The organism is Desulfonatronum zhilinae (assembly GCF_900182865.1).
GTDB lineage: Bacteria > Desulfobacterota > Desulfovibrionia > Desulfovibrionales > Desulfonatronaceae > Desulfonatronum > Desulfonatronum lacustre.
In genome coordinates, this window is record NZ_FXUJ01000007.1 from 108304 (window position 1) to 126901 (window position 18598).

An 18598-nucleotide genomic window follows, 5' to 3' on the forward strand; every position below is an offset into this window, starting at 1 on the left:
GGCCAAAGTAGGGGAAGATAGAAGACGAACGCGGCAAACTCAAGTCGGTTCTCGCGGGTTTGCCTTGAATTGGGATATGCCGTAAACAACGCCCCAACGCATGAGGAATTCCGCCATTTCCAAGAACGCTTTCGCGGCGTCGGGAGCTTTCACTCTCCTGGTCCGCCTGAATATCAGGACGAGTCTTCAAAGGCTCGCGGTCCTGCTTTTGCCGCTTGCCTTCCTGGCCACCCTGGCTGGTTGCGGGGCCAGACATCCGCCGCCCCGCCCCGCTATTCCCGGCAGCGTGGCCGAGTCCGTGGTCCAGACCGCCTTGAGCAAGAACGGGCGGCCCTATGTCCGAGGAGGAACGTCCCCCACCAGCGGGTTTGACTGTTCCGGGCTCGTGGTCTGGATCTTTGGCAAGCATGGCGTGGAATTGCCTCGCACGGCGCGGGAGCAGGCGCGGTCCGGTGTTTCGGTTCCCTTGAGACAGCTTCAGGCTGGAGATTTGGTTTTTTTTCGCATTGGCATGCGGGGATCGTACCACGTGGGCATCGCCACGGGACGAGGCACCTTCGTCCACAGTCCCAGACCGGGCCAACGGGTTCGGGAGGAAAGCCTGTTCGCTAGCTACTGGCAACAACGTTTGATTGCCGTACGCCGGGTTCTCTGAAGTCGTCACGTCCTTTTTGCTCCACGAGTTCTCTCTTCTCTCTCCCTGCGTCTTCACCCTTCTTTCTTTTTGTTTCCCAAGGCCCACTGCATCTGACGGCAGATTCCCATCAGCAAGGCATACTCGCTCCGTCGCATTCCCAGACGATGCCAGAGCCGACGCAGCCTGAGCATCCCATAATCCGGGTTCGTCTTAGGGAGGAAGTCGATCGCCGTCAGCAGATGTCCCAGGGCCGCGAATAATGCTTCCTGCTCGGCGTGGTCGACGAAGTCGGCTTGGAGGGGCTTGGGGATCGGTGACGGTGCGCCTCGGGCGGCTTGCAGGCATTCGTAGAGGATCAGCAAAACGGCCTGGGCCAGGTTCAAGGAGACGGTGGCCGTGGCCGTGGGAATGGAGATCAGGTGGGAGCAGCGGTCGATCTCGGCGTTGGTCAGCCCGCGGTCTTCCGGTCCGAAGAGCAGGGCCACGTCATGGCCTTCCAAAATTTGTTCGACGATTTGGCGGGCGGCCTGGGCCGGGGAGAGCAGGGTCGCGCGCCGACCGCCCAGGCGGGCCGTGGTGCCGTAGACCTGGGTGAACGGGGCCAGTGCCGAGGGGAGGTCCGCGAAGATCCGGGCCTGATCCAGGAGCGGCTCGGCGTGGACCGTGGCCAGCGGCCTGGCCCGCTCCTGGGCGTAGTCCCGAGGCGCCGCCAACAGAATCCGCTCACAGCCCATGTTCAGGCAGGCCCTGGCCGTGGAGCCCACGTTTTCAGCGAACTTGGGGCGAAACAGGACCACGGCCAGGCGCTGACGGAGCAGGGCCGCCGCGGGATCGTGGTCGAGAGGCATGGAAGGCGATTCCTGGTGCATTTGATCCCGGCAATCGGCTTAGTCCATTTCTAATTCAAAGCTTCTCATTCGGGGTCGGTATCGGAATCGGTATCGGAGTCGAATGAGGATTATTGGCGAACAAACAGTATCTATCCCGATCCCGATCCCGATACCGACGCCGACCCCGATAACTGCATTTTCTCAAGCAAAAAACGCATTGCCGAAGTGGAATTGGTATTAGACGTTGAACCGGAACTCGATGATGTCCCCGTCCCGAACGACGTATTCCTTGCCCTCCAGGCGCAGCAGGCCGCGTTCCTTGGCTGTCTTGAAGGTCTTGCAGGCCAGGAAATCCTCCCAGCCCAGCACTTCGGCCCGGATGAAGCCGCGTTGGATGTCCGAATGGATCACGCCCGCGGCTTCCTGGGCCGGCTGGCCGGCCCGCAAGGGCCAGGCCCGGACTTCCTTCTCTCCGGCAGTAAGAAAGGTGATCAAGCCGAGCAAGTTGTATACTCCCCCGACCACCAGATCCAGGGCCGAGCGATTCATGCCCAGGTCCTGCATGAAAGCCTGGCGTTCCTCATCGTCCTGCAACTCGGCCAACTCTCTTTCCAGGCGGGCGGAAACGGCGATATGCACCATTCCGGGACCGGCTTCCGGGACCGTGACGTCGGCCAGCCTGTCTTCACCCACGTTCCAGGCCCAGAGCACGGGCTTGGCCGAGAGGAAGCGGAAGCCGCGCAGTTTGGGCAGGGCCAGCAGAGCCTCGTTCTCCCGCAAGGGGCGCTCCCGGTCCAGGTGTTCCTTGGCCTGTAGCAGAGCCGCTTCCTCTTCCGGATCGTGGAGAAGCTTGGTTTTTTTCTTGTCTAGGGCGATGCGTTCCAGGCGTTTTTCCACCACGGCCAAGTCGGCGATCAAAAAGTCCGCCTCCATGGCCTGAAGCTGGTCCAGAGGCTCGGCCGCGCCGGAGAAACCGTCCAGGACCGCGAGCAGGCAGTCGTAGGGTCGGACTTCGTTGAGCACCCGGTCCCCCAGGCCCCCGCCCTTGGCCCCGGCCGCGCCGGGTAGGTCCAGCAGTTCGATTTCCGTAAACGTGATCTTGGGTGGTTTATACAGTTCGGTCAGGGGCCTCAGGCGCGGTTCAGGAACCTTGACCATGGCCCGCCCGGAGGGCACGGCCGCCGCTCCGGCCAGGGCCGCGAACAGTTCGCTCTTGCCCGCCCCGGCAAATCCGATCAATGCAGTTTTCATGGATGACTCCCAAATGGTTGCGATGCAGATGCGGCTTAGGGGCATCCGGGTGGATTGTCAAAGACCGCTCCGTCGTCGCGGCCCTGGGCAGGATTGCCCCATGGATCCGGACCGGCTCGGTACCTCATGGCGATCGAAATCGAAATCGTGATCGAAATCGGTCTTGAGCGGGCTGGATCCAATGCATGGTGGCGACAGTTGCTTTTTTCGATTTCGATATGTCAGGCGTGGTCTTTGAGATAATCAGGATACAGCGTGGCGGCCTCTTCCGGTCCCCATCCGCCGGCCGGGTAGAAGTTGAGGTGTTTGGCCCGGTCTCCGCAGGACTCGCACATCTCCAGGATCGGGGTGAGGTAGGCCCAGCAGAGCCGGACCGCGTCCTGACGCCAGAACAGCATCTGGTCGCCCAGCAGGCAGTCCATGAGCACCTTTTCATAGGCGTCCTTGATGACGGTCTTGCCCTCCTGGTTGTAGTCAAAATTCATGGTCACGGTACGCAGGATGTTGTTCATTCCTGGAATCTTGGCCTGGAAGGTGAGGTTGATCACTTCGTCCGGCTGGATGCCCAGGATCAGACGATTGGAGGAAATTTGCTCGCCGAGAATGTGCCGGAACATGGCGTGGGGGACGTCCTTGAACTGGATGATGATCCGGCTCAATTTTTTGGCCAGTCGCTTGCCGGAGCAGATGTAGAACGGCACGCCCTGCCAGCGCCAGTTGTCGATATAGGAGCGCAGCAAGGCGTAGGTGGGGGTGAGGGAGTCCGGGGCGACGTTCTCCTCGTCCCGGTACCCGGGTACGTCTTTGTCGTCGATTCGACCCGCGGCGTACTGGCCCAGGACCAGGTCGCTGAATTTGCCCTGGAGTTCAAAAGGCCGCAACGAGCGAAAGACCTTGGTCTTGTCGTCGCGGACCGGCTCGTCCTGGAAACGGGCCGGCGGTTCCATGGCCACCAGGGAAAGCAGTTGCATCATGTGGTTCTGAAACATGTCCCGGAGCACCCCGGCCTGCTCGTAGTATCCGGCCCGTTTCTCCACGCCCAGGGTTTCCGCCGCGGTGATGCCCACGTATTCGATGTAGTTGCGGTTCCAGAGCGGCTCGAAGATGGTGTTGGCAAACCGGAACATGAGCACGTTTTGCACGGTTTCCTTGGCCAGGTAGTGATCGATGCGAAATATCTGGTGTTCATCGAAATGTCGGTGCAGCACGTCGTTGAGCGTTTTGGCCGATTCCAGGTCGTGGCCAAAGGGCTTTTCCAGGACCACCCTGGACCACTCATGGGTCCTGTCTTTTTCCTGGGCCAAGCCGCTCTCACCGAGCCGGGTGGAGATCTCCGGGTAGAGCTGCGGAGGAACGGCCAGGTAGAACAGCGTATTACCTTGGGTGCCGAAAAGGCTACTCACTGATTCGAGACGGCGACTCAGGGCCATGTAGTCGTCCGGATTGTCGTATTGCAGTTGCTGATAGCAGATGGATCGCAAAAAGGCGTCGCGGCGCTCCTGGTCGCCGTTGTCCGGAGACGGCAGGGACTTTCGGACTTGGTCGCGAAATCCGGGATCGTCGAATTCGGTCCGGCTGCATCCGACAATGGCGAAATGGTCCGGCAGGTGGCCTCCGCCGTGGAGGTGGTATAAGGCGGGAAAAAGCTTGCGCATGGCCAAGTCGCCGGATGCCCCGAACACGACGATGATGCATGGGGGCAGGTGGCGACCGGTGCCGGGGTTGGGGTCGGGCATGGCGACGGTTGACCGGGAATCCGGCTGAACGGAGGTCTGGACGAACAGGTCCCGAAGGTCTTGCGTGGTCATCGGAGCGCTCCTGTTTGGAGTTGGGACGAGGACGCGGCGTGGGGCCGGGGATCGGTCAGTGACGAAACAGCCAAATCAGAACGGTCAGACCTAGGCCGACCAGGATGGAGCTGGTCACGGGCAGGTAGAGCCGAAAATTGCCTCGCTGAATCAAAAAATCGCCGGGAAGCCTGCCCAGTCGGAGTTTTCGGAGAAGCGGTCGGAACAAGCCGGTGACGAGGAGAAAGACGCCGATCAGGATCAGGAATTTGGACATGCAATCCGTCGAGTCAGCTGTCCTTTGGACTCAAGGGGTCGGCGCTGAACAGTTCGCCCAACGCATCCTTGATCCCGGTTTTGTCCAGGCCGAGTTGCTTGCGCAGCATTCGCTGCGGACCATGCTCCACGAAGACGTCCGGGATGCCCAGCAAGCGAATGCGCTGGCCGCGGAGCACGCCTTGGGCCGCGAACAGTTCCAGCACCGCGGACCCGAAGCCGCCGGCCACCACGTTTTCCTCCACGATCAGCATCCGGGAGTGAGTTCGAGCCAGTTCCAGCAATTGGGCTTTGGGCAGCGGCTTGATGAACCGGGCGTTGAACACGGCGACCTCGCGACCCGTTTCTTTGGCCAATTCCCCGGCGGCTTCCAGTGCGGGATGCACCCGGCTGCCCAGGGCCACGACCACCGCCTCTCCTCCGTCGCGCAGGGTTTCGCCCTGGCCCGGGGACAGCGGTGAGGGGTCGTCCTGAGACGGTGCGCCCACGCCCACGCCGCGAGGGTAGCGAATGGCGGCCGGGCCGGGGTGACTCAGGGCCGTGACCAGCATGCGTTGCAGTTCCGCCTCGTCCTTGGGGGCCATGAACAGCAGGTTGGGGATGTGGCGCAGAAAGGAAATATCGAAGGTGCCGTGGTGGGTCGCTCCGTCCTCGCCCACCAGTCCGGCCCGGTCCAGGCAAAGGGTTACCGGCAGGTTCTGAAGGCAGACGTCGTGGACCACCTGGTCGTAGGAGCGCTGGAGAAAAGTGGAGTAGACCGCCACCACCGGCCTGTAGCCCTGGGAGGCCAGTCCGGCGGCCATGGTCACGGCGTGCTGCTCGCAGATGCCCACGTCGAAGAAACGGTCCGGATAGGCGTCCGCGAAATAGTTCAGCCCGGTGCCTTCGGGCATGGCCGCGGTGATGGCCACGATCTTGTCGTTTTTCGCGGCCAGGTCCACCAGGGTTCGTCCGAAGATTTCCGTGTAGGGCGGCAGGCAGGCGGAAATCTTCCTGGCTTCGCCGGTTTCCGGAACAAAGCAGCCCACGCCGTGGAAATAGGTGGGGTTGTTTTCCGCCGGGGCATAGCCCTTGCCCTTGGTAGTCAACACGTGGACCAGGACCGGGCCTTCCAGGTCCTTGACTTGCTGGAAAATGTCCACCATGTCCGGCATGCTGTGTCCGTTGATCGGGCCGATGTAGTTGAACTTGAAGGCCTCGAAGATCATTCCCGGGGTGAAGAATCCTTTGAAAGAGGATTCACTGAGCCGGGCGTAGTTGGCCAGGTCGTCCCCGAATCGTGGAACCTGGCGCATCCAGGTTTCCATCTGTTGCTTGAAGCGCTGCACCCAGCGCTTGGAGAGCTTGCGGCTGAGGAAGGAGGACAAGGCTCCGACGTTGCGGGAGATGGACATCTCGTTGTCGTTGAGCACCACGGTCAGGTTCACCCCCAGGTCTCCGGCCTGGTTCAGGCCCTCATAAGCCAAGCCGGCGGTCATGGAGCCGTCGCCGATGATGGCGGCCACGGTATGGTCCTCGTCGGCCAGATCGCGGGCGATGGCCATTCCCAGAGCCGCGGAGATGGAGGTGCTGGAGTGCCCCACGCCGAAATGGTCGAAGGGGCTTTCGGCCATGCGCGGAAAACCGCTGATCCCGCCCAGGGTGCGCAGGGTATGGAAATTTTCCCGGCGACCGGTCAAGATTTTGTAGGCATAGGCTTGATGGCCCACATCCCAGACCAGCCGATCATGTTCCGGGTTGAACACCTTGAGCAGGGCCAGGGTCAGGTCGGTCACGCCCAGGGACGGAGCCAGATGACCGCCGTTGGCCGAAACCGTGGAGATGATCGCCCGGCGGACCTCCCGGGCCACGGCTTCCAACTGGGCGATGTTCAGTTCGTTAATGTCCTTGGGATGATTGATGGCGGAAAACAGGGCATGCCCGTCAGGAATTTCGGTTCGTTTGCGGGCATGGGCCGACGCTTGCGGAGTCGCGTCGCGCGGGCCGGCGCTGGTTTCATCGACGGGCTGTTGCAATGGAACTGCCTCCCTGGGCATGAACGTGGCGTTGGAATGGCTGGGCATGGTTGGGTCACTTGTGAAGCTGGGCTATGGTGGCTGAAAAGGATACCCGGTCAAGAGCGAATCGGCAAATGGCAATATAGTTGGTCAAGGGCATCTGTTCTCATCAAAAAAATCGAAATCGCGATCGAAATTGAAATCGAAAAATACTGAGCATCACCCCGATTTCGGCTTTTCTTGGATATGGCGTTCGATTTCGATCACGATTTCGATTTCGATCCTGATAGCGCGTGAGGATCGAGAATAAATTTGCCCTGACACCTGGCCAGGTCGCTCGGGTTCAGGTCGCCCGGGTCAGGATGTACTCGGCCAGTTCCCGCAGGAACCAGGCGTGGCGGCGCGTGAGGTCCGACATGTCCGGCGCGTCCGAAGACACGGCCAGAGCGGCGAGGGCCTGGTCCGTATGCGACCGGGCCAGGTCTCGACTGGCTTCCAGGCCGATCAGGGCGGGATAGGTGACCTTGCCCTGGTCCTGGTCGCTGCCCACGGGTTTGCCTAAGACGGTTTGATCGCCGATGACGTCCAGAATGTCGTCCGTGATCTGGAAGGCCCGGCCGATGTGCGTCCCATAGTCCGCGGCCCGTGCCAAATCCGCCTCAGTGGCTCCGCCCAGGAGCGCTCCGCAGACGCAGGAAGCGCGGATCATGGCTCCGGTTTTGAGTTCCTGCATGCGCGACAGTTCCTCCACCGTCGCTGTGCCGCCGGTCCACTGCATGTCCAGAACCTGCCCTCCGACCATCCCGGCGGCTCCGGCGGCCCGGGCCAGTTCCCGTCCGGCGGCGAGCATCCGCTGGGCAGGGACGGCGCAGGAGAAGAGCAGACCGAAAGCCTCGGTGAGCAAGGCGTCTCCGGCCAGGATGGCCAGAGCTTCCCCGAAGCGCTTGTGGTTGGAAGGCTTGCCCCGGCGCAAATCGTCATCGTCCATGGCCGGCAGGTCGTCGTGGATCAGGGAATAGGTATGGATGCATTCCAGAGCCGCGGCAGCAGGCAGGACATGGTCCCGGCGTGCTCCGACCATTTCCGCCCAGACCAGACACAGGACCGGTCTCAGCCGCTTGCCTCCGGCCAGCAGGCTGTATTCCATGGCCTGAAGGAGCGGCTCCGGTACGCCGGGGCGCTTGAGGCACGCGGTCAGATAGCGATCCACCTCGTTTCCCAGTTCAGAAAGATATGACTTCATCGTTGTGCTCCGATTCACCGGGTTGCGGGCTGGCGGCGGGATAATCCTGGTCAAAAGGCTCCAGCAGACCCTGGGAAAGGACCATTACTTCATTTTTGGCCGATTCCAGCTGCTTGCGGCAGGTCTTGGCCAGTATGACGCCTTCCTTAAACAGGGCCACCCCGGCTTCCAGCGGCAGATCCTCGTTTTCCAGGCGCGCCACGATGCCTTGCAGCTCGGTCAGCCTGTCGTCAAAGCCCGGTTCTTTTTTTTTCGGTGGCATGTTTTTCCTCGGGTGGCTCCGTCGGTCCGGACGGAAAGAGTGTCTCCGGGCCGCCGCCGCGCCCCGTGGTCGTCGTTGGCAATACCAGTGGGTGGGCGAACACTCAAGGGGGAAGGCGCACGATGCCGAGAAAGATCGAAATGAAAGCTCAAAATCGCCCACGGGCTTGCATTTGATGGAGACGTGTGGTTTTGGTTCGACTACTTTGGAACTGTTTTTGGTTCTTCGACGACCTGATACACTCCGTCGGCGAGGTTCAGGTTCGGAGCCGACAAGGTTCCTTGACGAAACATCGGGACGTATTTTTTCACTTGGAAGATAAGGAGCTGAACATGCGGCATGTTGTCCGATCCGTGGAAGGATTTCGTCTGGCCGGGCTTGGGACGGTATTGGCCATTCCAGTGATTGCCGTGGGCTTGCATCTGGCCCAGGTTTCGACCTGGACGATCCTGGGCGTGGTGATCGCCGGATGCGTGTTGATCGGGCTGTTGATGTGGGGTTTTCTTTCAGGGCTGACCGCTGTGCTGCGAAGCAATCGGACATGCGCCTTGGCCATCGTCGCGGGAAATTATCGGCAACTGCCCGAGCAGGTTTCGGATTCCGGGCTGCTTGGGCAAAGCCAGGAAGGCCTGCGAGACATGCTGACCCATCTCAAGCATGAACTCAGCCTGTCCAAGGGCGTGATGCGCAGCATGGTCACGCCCTTCGTGGTCACGGATACCAGCGAAGTCTTCATTTACGGTAATCAAGGACTGATCAGGATGCTGGAGCACGAAGGCAAGCCCGAGGACTACTACGGGCAGGACGTCTCCATGTTTTTTTACGGTGAAAAGCGGCAGACGGTGTTGGGGATTGCCATGAAGGAGAATCGTTCCATCAGCAAGGAGGTGGAGTTCACCGGGCGCAAGGGCGGTAAGCGGAACATCCACATCGACGCCGCGCCGTTGTTCGATATCGAAGGCCAACTGATGGGCGCTCTGTGCATTTATACGGACTTGTCCGACATCCGAGCCTCCGAGGCCAAATTGTGCGAACGGAACGATATCATTTCCTCTGCGGCCGGCAAGGCCACCGGGGTGTCCAAGTCGTTGGCCGCGGCCGCCGCAGGCCTGGCCGCTCAGGTGGATGAGGCCAGGCACGGCGCGGAGGAGCAGCGTTCCCGGACCGCGGAAACGGCAACGGCCATGGAGGAAATGAACGCCACGGTCCTGGAGGTGGCCAGAAACGCATCCAGTGCCGCCGAGGCGTCGGATCAGGCCAGGGGCAAGGCCATGGAGGGGGCCAAGGTTGTCGGCGAGTCCGTGGCGGCCATCACCAAGGTTCAGTCACAGTCTTCGGAAGTGCGTTCCAGTTTGGGCCAGCTCGGCCAGCAGGCCGAACAGATCGGACGGATCATGAACGTGATCGAGGACATCGCGGATCAGACCAATTTACTGGCTTTGAACGCGGCCATCGAGGCGGCTCGGGCCGGGGACGCCGGGCGCGGGTTCGCCGTGGTGGCCGACGAGGTCCGCAAGCTGGCCGAGAAGACCATGAACGCCACCAAGGAAGTGGGCGACGCCATTTCAGCCATTCAGCAGGGCACTCGGGACAGCATCACGAGCATGGATCAAGCCGTGGGAGCCATCGAGCACGCCACCTCCCAGGTTAACCTCTCCGGGCGGTCTCTTCAGGAGATCCTCGGCTTGGCGGAGCAGGCCGCGGACCAGGTCCGCTCCATCGCCACGGCGGCGGAACAGCAGTCCGCCACCAGCGAGGAAATCAATCGCGGGGTGGACGAGATCAACCGGATCGCCTCGGAAACCAGCGAGGTGATGAACCAGTCCGCCCAAAGCGTTTCCCGGATGGCGGGCATGGCCGTGGAATTGAATACGATCATCGCCGAAATGCGCGCCCAGGCCCCGGAAGAATGCACGCCGACATGATCCGCCGGTATTTTGAGAAGGTGTGAGATGGCGTAATTACTGAGCTCATCCGAGTAGAAGCGACCTGGATAGCGGTAACGCGTCCGCCTTCGTAGGGTATGATTGACTCGGAGGTGGCACTGAAAAACAAGTCATTCCCGCGAAGGCGGGAATCCAGATCATGCTTGCCACAAGTTTTTCAGAAGATACGAAAAAAGCCCTCCGAAGGTTACTTCAGAGGGCTTTGTTTTTCAGTGGTGGGCGGTCGGGGATTTGAACCCCGGACTTCCACCGTGTGAAGATGGCACTCTAACCACTGAGTTAACCGCCCGCGTTCCTCTTTATGTGAAACCCTCTCCGTTGGCAAGATTTTTTTTGCCATGCTTGCATGTTGTTTCTCTCGCTTGGATCGTCGACTCCGGGGCAACTGGACTTGGGTGGGGGATGGGCATACGATGCTAAGCGATTTTCACCTACTTGCAGGAGAGGAAAAGCTTATGTTGTTGATTGAGGATCTTCGGGTTTCCATTGACGGCCAGGAAGTGCTCAAGGGCGTCAGCCTGGAAATCAAGGAAGGGGAGACGTTCATTCTGTTCGGCCCCAACGGTTCGGGCAAGACGTCCTTGCTGATGACGTTGATGGGCTTCGCGAACTATACGGTCACGGGCGGGAAAATCACCTTCCGGGGGCACGACATCACCCATGCTCCGATTTACGAGCGAGCCAGGCTGGGCATCGGCATGTCCTTTCAGCGGCCACCGACGATTCACGGCTTGAAGACGCGCCACCTCGTGAGCATGTGCGCCCACCATCGCGAACGGGATGTGGACGTGGAAGCCCTGGCCCGCAAGGTCAATTTCGATCAGTTTTTGGAACGGGACATCAACGCCGGGTTTTCCGGCGGAGAGATCAAGCGTTCCGAGTTGCTGCAACTGATGGCCCAAAAGCCCTCCCTGTTGCTGTTCGACGAGCCGGAATCCGGGGTGGATCTGGAAAACATGGCCCTGATCGGGAACACGGTGCGGGAACTGCTCAACGGCTCCCAGGAGCCCAAGCCGAACCAGAGCATGAAGGATCTCCGAGCCAAACGGGAGACCTCGGGGCTGATCATCACCCATACCGGATACATTCTGGACTACGTTCACGCGGACCGGGGCCAGGTGCTCCATAAGGGCGTACTGTGTTGCCAGGCCAACCCACGCGTGATTTTGGAACATATCGGGAAATTCGGCTACAAGGAGTGCGTACGATGTCTGAATTAGCCAAGCCCCAAGGGGGCTCTCAAGGCATTCCCGGGGCCGACGTCTCCAGGTTCGCGTTTTCCGGGAAGGGCTCGGGAATCGCGGACATCCGGTCCCTGAGTCCGGAGGACAGGGAGCGCCTGCTCATGTCCGGCGTGGACCTGGATCTGGCTGGCCGAGGCGGTTCGTATCTCCAGGTGGACGACAAGAGCGTCCACTGCGACACTTGCGATCCCAACGTGGAAATCCTGGACATCACCGAGGCGCTGCGGCGCTACGACGGTTTGCCGGAGTATTTCTGGAACGCCGTGAAACCGGATCAGGACGACTTCACGCGGATGGCCGCCCGTGAGCAGCTGCAAGGCGGTTATTTCATGCGGGCCAAGGCCGGGATGAAGATCGCGGAGCCGGTCCAGTCCTGTCTGTTCATCAAGGGCGAGGCCGTGGCCCAGAACGTCCACAACATCATTGTCGTGGAAGAGGGCGCGGAACTGCATGTGATCACCGGCTGCGCCACGGCCCACGACCGGCAGTCCGCGCTGCATCTGGGCATTTCCGAGTTCTACGTGAAAAAGGGCGGCAAGCTGACCTTCACCATGATTCACAACTGGGGCGAGAAAGTCATGGTCCGGCCGCGTACCGTGGGCGTGGTGGAGGAGGACGGCGAGTTCCAAAGCAATTACGTCCTGCTCAAGCCCGTGGAATCCGTGCAGTCCTATCCGTCCATCTATCTGAACGGTCCCAGGGCCGTGGCCCGGTTCAACTCGGTGATCGTCGCCCCCACCGGCTCGCTGGTGGACACGGGCAACCGGATCTACCTGAACGCCCCGGACACCCGTGGAGAGATCATTTCCCGGACCATCACCACCGGGGGCAAGATCATCGCCCGGGGACACATCATCGGCAGCCACGTCCCGGCCAAGGGGCATCTGGAATGCAAGGGGCTGATCCTGGGCAACGGGATCATTCACGCCATTCCGGAACTGGAAGGCACGGTTTCCGGCGTGGAACTGTCCCACGAAGCGGCCGTGGGCAAGATCGCCCAGGAGGAAATCGAATACCTGATGGCCCGGGGACTGGACGAGGACGAAGCCACGTCCACCATTGTCCGCGGCTTTCTGAACGTGGAGATCATGGGCCTGCCTGAAAAGCTGCGCCGGACCATCGACAAGACGATTCAGGAGTCGGAAAAAGACATGTTCTAGACGGGAGCGAGGAAATGCCCGGTTTCAAGGCGCACCTGTTCGGAGGTGCGCTTTTTTTTGGTTTGGTTCTGGCAACGGTGCTCTGGCTGGGCGTGTACCAGCCGGATCAGCAAACCCTGCTGTTTTTGGCTCTGATCGCCTTGCTCAGCGCCCTGTTCCCGGACGTGGACACGGACTCCAAGGGCCGCGTGCTGTTCTACGGGGCCTTGTTGCTGGTCTACCTCGTGCTGATGATCCAGGGCCGGTTCCGGCTGGCCGCAGTGCTGGGATTCTGCGCCCTGCTCCCGGCGGTGGGGCACCATCGGGGCTGGACCCACAGTTGGTGGGCCATGCTCCTGGTTCCCCTGCCGATCATCATCCTGCCCATGGTCTTCTACGAGCGCTCTTTCGCCTCGGTCCTGCCCTTCTACCTCGCCTCGGTCACCGGGTACTGCTCACATCTGGTCTTGGACAGAACATTCTGATTCGAGCGACTACGAGCTTTCCTGCAATCGAGATTCGATCAAGTCCCGGGCCCGGCGGGCGAGCTGCGTGACTTCGGGCTTGGATATCTGGTCGTCCGCCCCCACGGCTTCGCCTTTGTGCCGCAATTTGTCCGTGATCAGCGATGAGAACAGAATGACCGGCAATCGACCCAGGTCCGGGTCGTCCTTGATTTTTCTACACAGCGTCAGACCGTCCATGGTGGGCATTTCGATGTCCGTGATCACGATCTGAACATAATCGGTCAGCTGCCGGCCCTGTTCCTTGGCGGCGTGGTTCAGCTTCTGGAGGCGGTCCCAGAGTTCCTGGCCGTGAAAGGCCGTTTCTACGGTGAAGCCGGCTTTTTCCAGAAGGTCGCGGAGCATGTTCCGGATCAATGACGAGTCGTCGGCGATCAAAGCTTTCATGGCCTTGCCCCGGTGGGCTTCGAAGTCCAGATCCAGGTGCAACGCCATGGAGGGATTCAGTTCGGCCACGATTTTTTCCAGGTCCAGCACGAAGACGATCCGGCCTTCCAGATTGATCACGCCGGTGATGCAGTCCGAACTGAAGCTGGCCAGATACGCCCCCGGCGACATGACTTCTTCCCAGTTGATCCGATGGATGCGGTTGACCCCGGAAACCAGGAACGCCGTGACTACGCCGTTAAACTCGGTGACGATAACCTTGCCTTCCTCTTCGCCCTCCGCTGGGGGGGCCTTGGTCTTGCCGAGCCAGACGCTGAGATCCACCAGCGGAATAATCGAGGAGCGAAGGTTGAACGCGCCCAGCACCGAAGGGTCGGACAGCTGCGGCATTTCGGTGACTTTGGGCATGCGGATGATTTCCAGCACTTTGGCCACGTTTACCGCGTAGTGTCCATGGTAGGCCTCCGTCTGGCCGGGGGGCTGCTCCAGCAGGGTGAACTCTACGACTTCGAGTTCGTTGGTTCCGGCTTCCAACAGAATATTGGTCTGGCTCACGGTGTTCTCCCTCTAGAGGTTGGATCAATGGTGGACGATTTGGGCGTTACATGGTTTCCAAGCGTTGGACAACCGCCTGGATGACGTTTTTGGGCGTGGAGGCACCGGCGGTGATACCGATGGCGTTCAGGCCCCGAAGCTGGTCAAGGGGCAGCTCGTCCGCGATTTCCACGTGATGACACGGGATGCCGGCCTGTTCGGCCACCTGGACCAGCCGCCGGGTATTGCCGCTCTCGCGTCCGCCGACCACGACCATGGCCTGAACCTGTTCGGCGATGACACGGGCTTCTTCCTGGCGATTCATGGTCGCCGCGCAAATGGTGTCCAGGACCGGAATGTCCGGGTCGAGCCTCCGGCGCAGCAGGTCGGCCATCCGGGCGTACAGTTCCTGGTCCTGGGTGGTCTGGGCCGCGAGAAAGCAGGGGCCGAGCCGGTCTTGAAGCAGTTCTTCAAGTCCTGCCTCCGAGTCCACGACATAGGCTCCGTTGTCGGCATAACTGAGCAGGCCACGCACTTCCGGGTGGTCCGCTTCTCCAAGCAGGATCATCAATCGCCCTTTGGCCGCTTGTTTGGCGATGAGCACCTGGGCCTTCTTGACTTTGGGGCAGGTGGCGTCGATCAGGTCCACGCCTCTGTTTTGCAGAGTGGTTTCGATATTGCGGGGAATGCCGTGGGCCCGGATGACCACGGTCTGGCCCGGGGTCAGAGCTTCCGGGTCGTTCACCTGGGACACGCCCCGGGCTGCGTACTCCTGGAGCACCTGGGGGTTGTGGATGATCGGGCCGAGGGTGCAGACCTCGGATTTCCGATCCGGGCCGTGAAGCAGGGAGTCCAGTTTGCGCAGGGCCATGTCCACGCCCATGCAAAAGCCGGCGGTTTGGGCCAAGATGATGTTCATGATGCGTCCTCATTGGGGAGGTCGGTCGTTTCGTTGAGCACGACCGTGAGTTCGTCGAGCAGGTCTTCAAGCTGCGTCCAGGATTCGATTCGGGTCAGTTGGGTGCGAAGGTGTTTGGCTCCGGGGAACTGGCGCAGATAGCGCGGGGCGATGGTGCGCATGGCCAAAAGGGCGCGGCGGTCGTCCTGGTGTGTCCTGGCCAGTTCCATGTGCCGCCGGACGATGCCCAGGCTGTAGATCGGGGTGGCGTGAAAGGGCCGCCCGTCCGGTCCCAGTGACAAAAACTTGCGGAAAATTGCCGGGTCCCACAACGCTCCGCGGGCGAACATCACGCCGTTGACCCCGGTTTGCCTGAGGCAGCGCCACGCGTCCTCGGCCGTGAACAGATCGCCGCTGGCAATGATCGGCACGGTGACGTGCTCTCGCAACCGGGCCAACCGATCCCAATCCGCGCGCCCGGAAAAACCCTGGGCAGCCCAGCGTGGATGCAGGGTCAGCCAAGCCACGCCGAGGTCTTCCAGTCTCTTGGCCAGGTCCGGCAGAACGTCCTCTCCTGGTCGCCATCCCAGGCGCAGTTTCACGCCCACCCGGCCTTCCCCGGCCTTGGCGATCATGGTCGCGACGATGCGGGTCAGGGTCTCCGGTTCGCGAAGCAGCGCGGCTCCGCTGCCGGTCTTGGTCACCTTGGGCACGGAACAGCCGGCGTTGAGGTCGAAATAGCGTGCGCCTCGCTCCAGAAGGAGGTCCATGGCTCGGCCCAAGGTCTGGGCGTCCGGACCGTAGACCTGGACAACCAGTGGGTGATCCTCGGCATTGGTGGTCAGGATGCGCTCCGTGGCCATGTTGTTGAAGATCAGGCCCTTGGCGCTGACCATTTCCGTACAGGCCGCTGCGCACCCCTGCTCCCGGCAAAGCAGGCGAAAGGACAGGTCCGAGAAGCCGGCCAGCGGGGCCAGCCAGGGTTGCTCCGAAGCTATGGGCAAAGGTGGATGTGGCGGTGAAGTGGGAGGGGTCATACTTTGATGTGCAGCCGAGGGCGTCCCGCGGTCGAGGCGAGCAGCAAGCGCGGCAGGAGGCCGGAATGGTTGCCCGGGGGCAGGGGCCTGACGCCCTGAAAAAAAAGCGCGCCGGACTCGAGGCGGGAAAAGGCCCGCTGGAGCCAGTCCGAGACCGAGGCGATGGTTCGCGACGGGAGTGCTTTCAGGTCCAGGTGCAGGGCCCAGACAAGTTGAGGGCCCAGCTGAGGGCCAAGTTGAGAGTCCGGGTGAGGACCTAAGTGAGGGTTGGGCAGCACGAAATGGATCTCCATTTGCCCCAGGGTCGGATGCGTGCAGGTGAACACGGCTTGCGGGGCGGATGTTCCGGAGGCCCTTTGTCCGGGATGGACCGGGGCCCCGCCCAGGAGCAGCCCGGCCCCGCGCACCCGGTCGGACAGCCAGGGCAGGGCGAAGAACCGGCCGATCCCCCTGGCGGCCAGTTCCGTGTTGATCGGCTCCAGGGCCGCGTTCAGGCGGTGGAGGACCTGGCGTGCTTCGGGATGTTGGTTCAGGAGTTTCCGCCAGGCAGCCAGGCGAGCGGCCAGGCAACGGGTCCAGTCTTGTGCCGTGTTTGGGGTTTCGTTTTGGGCCTGAGACTGGGCTTGTTCGCGATGGTCATTCCCCGGCGTAACGGACGACCAGAGTGAGGCCAGCGAGGCTTCCAGACGGTTCTGCTCAGTCCAGAGGCGTTGCAGCAGGGGAAAGGTTCCGGGCAGGCCGGAGGGCGACAACTCTTGCAGGATGATGTCCGGGAAGAGCTGCTTGACCAGAAAATGCAGGCGGGTGCCGACTTCGGGCCGCGAGGCCATACTGGCCAGCAGTTTGGTCCCTTGAAAATTTACCCAGCCGATGCCGGGAGCGTCCCAACCCAGAAACGTGCCGGAGATCCGTTCGCCGACCCGATTGTCGGCGCGAAAGCGTTCCACCCGTTCAGGCGTCGCGTGGAACGGGGAGGTTGGAGCGCCCCAACGCCTCATGCTGATCCGCCCTGTTCCAGAATCAGTTCGACTTCATCGGTGCTCAGGCCCGTGGATTGGGCCAGGGATTTAATGGACCGGCCCTTACGGTGCCCGGAGAGGATGACTTGGCGCAGAAATTGGGGGGACTGGGCGAGACCTTCGGCCTGCTGGAGCAGGTTGCGAAGCTGTTTTTCCCGTTCAGCGAGCTGCGTCTCCAGGTGCAGCAGTTCGGTTTGCCGCTCGGCGAAATTGTTCAGAAACTGCTGCTCCAGGTCTACGCTTTTTTCGATCTTGCCCAGGAACTCGTTCTGACTTTTTTGCAGCTGGGCCAGGAGTTGCTCGGAACGGCGCAGGCGAAAAAAGAACGTGACCACCCCGGCCAGAAGGGCCACTTCCAGCAGGCTCAAGACGAGTATGATCCAGTATGAGATGTGCATGGTCCCTGACCGTAAAAAAACGACGTTTCAACCGCCTGCGTCCATATTCAAATTTTGAGGTTCACGATCTGCCCGGACCAGGGGTCTTTTCCCGCCGCGGGCTCTTCTTCCGGCTTTCCTTGACGTCGATGATCCCGACGGGGTTGGCGACCGCCCCGCCCCTGGTCCTGTTCATCTTCCGGACGGACATGAAAGGATTCCTCGGTCTTCTTTACTTCCGGGATTCGCTCCCGTTCCTTTTTCAAGGCCTCCTGCATCAGACTTCCGGCCAAGGCCTGCTGCATGAACGGCCGATCCTGCTCGGCCTGGATCATCTTGCCGACCTTGGGCAGCAGGGAAAGGAGCACGGGAAGCTGAACCTGTTGGACCATTTTATCGCACCAGATACTCCTCGATCAGGATGTCGGTCAGTGGGCTGCTCAGGTGCTGGTTCATGACCGACATCAGGTCCGCCTTCAGCGCGTCGGCGGCATCCTCGCGCTTGATTTCGGGAATCGGGCGGTTGTTTAAAAAGTAATAAACCGCATCCCGAAGAATAATCTCCTTGCGTTGGACTTCCACATAGCTCGTCGAGCCTTCCATGCTCAGGGTCAGGTTCAAGGTGAGAAACGCGACGTCCTCACCCTGGGTGTAGGCGACCCAGAACGGCATGAGATCGACGGTGTATTCCTCGGGTTTGGGTTCGGGCGCGGGTTGGGGTTGCTGGAGCGGTTCCGGTTCAGGGAGTGTCGGTTCCGGGGGAGGCGGCGGCCGCGTAAGCCAGAAAGCGAGCCCAGCCAGCAACAGCGCCACGGCGACCCCGCCGATGATCAGAGCCAGGCGGTACGACTTTCCGGACTTCGGCTCGTCCTCGACCTTTTCAGCATCCGATGCTTCCGGCCTGGCCTCCTCTTCAGGGGGCGCTTCTTCTTCAATGTCGTCAAGAAACGGAGCATCGTCCAGGTCCAGGGTGACCTTCTGAGTTGCCTGGGTCGACTTCGGCTCAAGCTCGAGGATCTCCTCATCCCGTTCCAAGGGATTGACTTCATTGGGCGGCGGTGCCGGGGGAGTGGCCATGGACGATGCCTTTTGCTGGTCCTCGTTGGGTTTTCAAGGCTGTTGCCGAGGTTCGATGTTCATGTCCGGAATGGAGGCGCCCGGGCTCCATCCTCCCTCTTTCGGACGCGCCCGATCAACTAAAGAGGAGCAC

Annotated in this window: 19 protein-coding genes and 1 tRNA gene; 5 read left to right on the plus strand and 15 right to left on the minus strand. The window is 61.2% G+C overall.

Translation table 11 applies throughout. The features are described 5' to 3' along the window. Positions 1-100 precede the first annotated feature (100 nt). Positions 101-655 carry a C40 family peptidase gene (locus AC559A_RS07840; RefSeq protein ID WP_051434580.1) on the plus strand — a complete coding sequence of 185 codons (555 nt, stop codon included), beginning with the start codon at positions 101-103 and terminating at the stop codon, positions 653-655. 53 nt (positions 656-708) lie between these two features. Here AC559A_RS07840 and AC559A_RS07845 read toward each other — a convergent pair whose 3' ends face one another. The 7 genes from AC559A_RS07845 to xseB all read right to left on the minus strand — a co-directional run bounded on the left by AC559A_RS07845 (position 709) and on the right by xseB (position 8283). Next, the gene (locus tag AC559A_RS07845) at positions 709-1485 is read right to left on the minus strand and encodes an RNA methyltransferase (protein ID WP_498817292.1); all 777 of its coding nucleotides are present in this window, start codon (positions 1483-1485) and stop codon (positions 709-711) included. 219 nt (positions 1486-1704) lie between these two features. Continuing rightward, the gene (locus tag AC559A_RS07850; protein ID WP_498817294.1) at positions 1705-2718 is read right to left on the minus strand and encodes a DUF933 domain-containing protein; all 1014 of its coding nucleotides are present in this window, start codon (positions 2716-2718) and stop codon (positions 1705-1707) included. A gap of 221 nt (positions 2719-2939) precedes the next feature. Then, positions 2940-4526, minus strand: coding sequence for a glucose-6-phosphate dehydrogenase (gene zwf / locus AC559A_RS07855; protein ID WP_498817296.1), 1587 nt, complete (start codon positions 4524-4526; stop codon positions 2940-2942). Between the two features lie 55 nt (positions 4527-4581). Continuing rightward, positions 4582-4782 carry a DUF2905 domain-containing protein gene (locus AC559A_RS07860; protein WP_498817298.1) on the minus strand — a complete coding sequence of 67 codons (201 nt, stop codon included), beginning with the start codon at positions 4780-4782 and terminating at the stop codon, positions 4582-4584. A 13-nt stretch (positions 4783-4795) separates the two neighbouring features. Then, on the minus strand, positions 4796-6844 hold the full coding sequence (gene dxs / locus AC559A_RS07865) for a 1-deoxy-D-xylulose-5-phosphate synthase (protein WP_498817300.1): 2049 nt from the start codon (positions 6842-6844) through the stop codon (positions 4796-4798). Positions 6845-7121: 277 nt separating this feature from the next. After that, a complete protein-coding gene (locus AC559A_RS07870; protein ID WP_498817302.1) occupies positions 7122-8021 on the minus strand; it encodes a polyprenyl synthetase family protein in 900 nt (299 codons plus the stop codon). Beyond that, positions 8002-8283, minus strand: a complete 282-nt coding sequence (gene xseB / locus AC559A_RS07875) for an exodeoxyribonuclease VII small subunit (RefSeq protein WP_035261674.1) — start codon at positions 8281-8283, stop codon at positions 8002-8004. Before xseB ends, AC559A_RS07870 begins: the two co-directional genes overlap by 20 nt. A gap of 332 nt (positions 8284-8615) precedes the next feature. Here xseB and AC559A_RS07880 point away from each other — a divergent pair, with 332 nt between their 5' ends. After that, complete coding sequence (locus AC559A_RS07880) at positions 8616-10208, plus strand: methyl-accepting chemotaxis protein (RefSeq protein WP_498817304.1); 1593 nt, start codon at positions 8616-8618, stop codon at positions 10206-10208. Positions 10209-10442: 234 nt separating this feature from the next. Here AC559A_RS07880 and AC559A_RS07885 read toward each other — a convergent pair. Beyond that, positions 10443-10518 (minus strand) — tRNA-Val (locus AC559A_RS07885). Positions 10519-10684: 166 nt separating this feature from the next. On the opposite strand from AC559A_RS07885, the gene AC559A_RS07890 reads away from it, so the two are divergent. Genes AC559A_RS07890 through AC559A_RS07900 form a run of 3 tightly spaced genes read left to right on the plus strand, consistent with a single transcriptional unit; the run spans position 10685 to position 13097 of the window. After that, on the plus strand, positions 10685-11449 hold the full coding sequence (locus AC559A_RS07890) for an ABC transporter ATP-binding protein (RefSeq protein ID WP_028572351.1): 765 nt from the start codon (positions 10685-10687) through the stop codon (positions 11447-11449). Then, the gene (locus AC559A_RS07895) at positions 11437-12633 is read left to right on the plus strand and encodes a SufB/SufD family protein (protein WP_051434577.1); all 1197 of its coding nucleotides are present in this window, start codon (positions 11437-11439) and stop codon (positions 12631-12633) included. Before AC559A_RS07890 ends, AC559A_RS07895 begins: the two co-directional genes overlap by 13 nt. Before the next feature lie 14 nt (positions 12634-12647). Then, the gene (locus AC559A_RS07900) at positions 12648-13097 is read left to right on the plus strand and encodes a metal-dependent hydrolase (protein ID WP_028572349.1); all 450 of its coding nucleotides are present in this window, start codon (positions 12648-12650) and stop codon (positions 13095-13097) included. A gap of 9 nt (positions 13098-13106) precedes the next feature. On the opposite strand, the gene AC559A_RS07905 is transcribed toward AC559A_RS07900, so the two are convergent. Genes AC559A_RS07905 through AC559A_RS07935 form a run of 7 tightly spaced genes read right to left on the minus strand, consistent with a single transcriptional unit; the run spans position 13107 to position 18465 of the window. Beyond that, positions 13107-14078, minus strand: a complete 972-nt coding sequence (locus AC559A_RS07905) for a chemotaxis protein (RefSeq protein WP_028572348.1) — start codon at positions 14076-14078, stop codon at positions 13107-13109. 46 nt (positions 14079-14124) lie between these two features. Then, positions 14125-14976, minus strand: coding sequence for a 4-hydroxy-3-methylbut-2-enyl diphosphate reductase (ispH, locus tag AC559A_RS07910; protein ID WP_498817307.1), 852 nt, complete (start codon positions 14974-14976; stop codon positions 14125-14127). Further along, positions 14973-15992: a tRNA dihydrouridine synthase gene (locus tag AC559A_RS07915; RefSeq protein ID WP_498817308.1), complete on the minus strand. Its 1020-nt coding sequence runs from the start codon at positions 15990-15992 to the stop codon at positions 14973-14975. The genes ispH and AC559A_RS07915 overlap by 4 nt, the downstream gene beginning before the upstream one ends. Next, positions 15989-16990: a hypothetical protein gene (locus AC559A_RS07920; protein ID WP_498817310.1), complete on the minus strand. Its 1002-nt coding sequence runs from the start codon at positions 16988-16990 to the stop codon at positions 15989-15991. Before AC559A_RS07920 ends, AC559A_RS07915 begins: the two co-directional genes overlap by 4 nt. After that, positions 16987-17409, minus strand: a complete 423-nt coding sequence (locus AC559A_RS07925; RefSeq protein ID WP_028572345.1) for a hypothetical protein — start codon at positions 17407-17409, stop codon at positions 16987-16989. The genes AC559A_RS07920 and AC559A_RS07925 overlap by 4 nt, the downstream gene beginning before the upstream one ends. Before the next feature lie 47 nt (positions 17410-17456). Continuing rightward, positions 17457-17780 (minus strand): hypothetical protein, encoded by a 324-nt coding sequence (locus AC559A_RS07930; RefSeq protein ID WP_028572344.1) that lies wholly within the window; start codon positions 17778-17780, stop codon positions 17457-17459. Between the two features lies 1 nt (position 17781). Continuing rightward, positions 17782-18465 (minus strand): flagellar basal body-associated FliL family protein, encoded by a 684-nt coding sequence (locus tag AC559A_RS07935; protein ID WP_498817312.1) that lies wholly within the window; start codon positions 18463-18465, stop codon positions 17782-17784. Between the last annotated feature and the right edge of the window lie 133 nt (positions 18466-18598).